Below are 1,114 nucleotides of genomic sequence, written 5' to 3'. Positions count from 1 at the left end.
TCTGTCGGTGACATCTGTTCGCTAGAACCATGCCGACGCTTACTGTTATAAAACATTTCGATGTAATCAAAAATATCACTGCGGGCTTCTTCCCGCGTTCCGTAGATCTTTTTCTTTATCCGTTCACGTTTCAACAACTGGAAAAAACTTTCTGCAACCGCATTATCATGGCAGTTACCGCGACGGCTCATGCTACCTTCCAGGCCGTGTGATTTCAGGAACGACTGCCACTCATGGCTTGTGTACTGACTGCCCTGATCCGAATGAACCAGCACCTGTTTTTCGGGATTACGCCGCCATACAGCCATCAGCAGTGCGTTCAGGACAATGTCCTTTGTCATCCGGGATTGCATGGACCAGCCGATAATTTTGCGTGAGAACAGATCAACAACAACGGCAAGATACAGCCAGCCTTCGTGGGTCCTGATGTAGGTTATGTCCGTTACCCAACGCTCATCAGGAGCATCCGGATTGAACTGTCGCTGGAGCCTGTTGGGTGACACGATACTGGCCTCGCCTTTACGTGCCCGCGGGCTTCGGTATCCGACCTGAGCCTTTATTCCGACACGTTTCATCAGTCTCCAGACTCTGTTTACTCCGCACTGTTGCCCGCTGTCACGCAGATCCAGATGGATTTTGCGATAACCATAGACGCATCCCGATTCCAGCCAGAACTGTTTAATCTGTCCTGTCAGTCTCAGGTCTGCCTGATGGCGTTGTGAATGCGGCTGCTGAAGCCAGGCGTAAAAACCACTGGGATGAACATCCAGCACCCGACAGAGCAGGCGAACAGGCCAGCAACAGGAGTTGTCACGGATAAAGGCGTACCTCAGTCGGACAGCTTTGCGAAGTACGCCGCGGCTTTTTTTAATATGTCCCGTTCGTCGGTAACCCGTTTCAGCTCTTTCTGGAGACGGCGGATCTCGGCCTGAGCATCTGACTGTTCTTTATTAGTGGAAGAATCCGGACCGTACTTCTTTATCCAGGCATAAAGGCTGTGGGTGGTGATATCGAGACGTGTTGCAACGCTGGCAACAGAATAACCGCGATCAACAACCTGTTTGACTGCTTCAGTTTTAAACTCTTCGGGATAACGCTTACCGCTCATGGGCAC

General features: G+C 51.1%; 1 protein-coding gene. It reads right to left on the bottom strand.

The genetic code is table 11. The features are described 5' to 3' along the window. Window positions 1–1,108 (bottom strand): IS3 family transposase gene (locus DW56_RS21365; protein ID WP_152976858.1). Its coding sequence is split into 2 segments (ribosomal slippage), with 1,109 coding nucleotides annotated over them: window positions 1–871 and window positions 871–1,108; the frame shifts between segments, so codons are not numbered across the junction. This gene is flagged as partial in the annotation. Window positions 1,109–1,114: the final 6 nt, after the last annotated feature.

Source organism: Franconibacter helveticus LMG 23732 (assembly GCF_000463115.2).
In the GTDB taxonomy this organism is placed as follows: domain Bacteria; phylum Pseudomonadota; class Gammaproteobacteria; order Enterobacterales; family Enterobacteriaceae; genus Franconibacter; species Franconibacter helveticus.
Note: the sequence above shows the minus strand (reverse complement) of the source record. Positions and strands in the feature narration are given on the sequence as shown.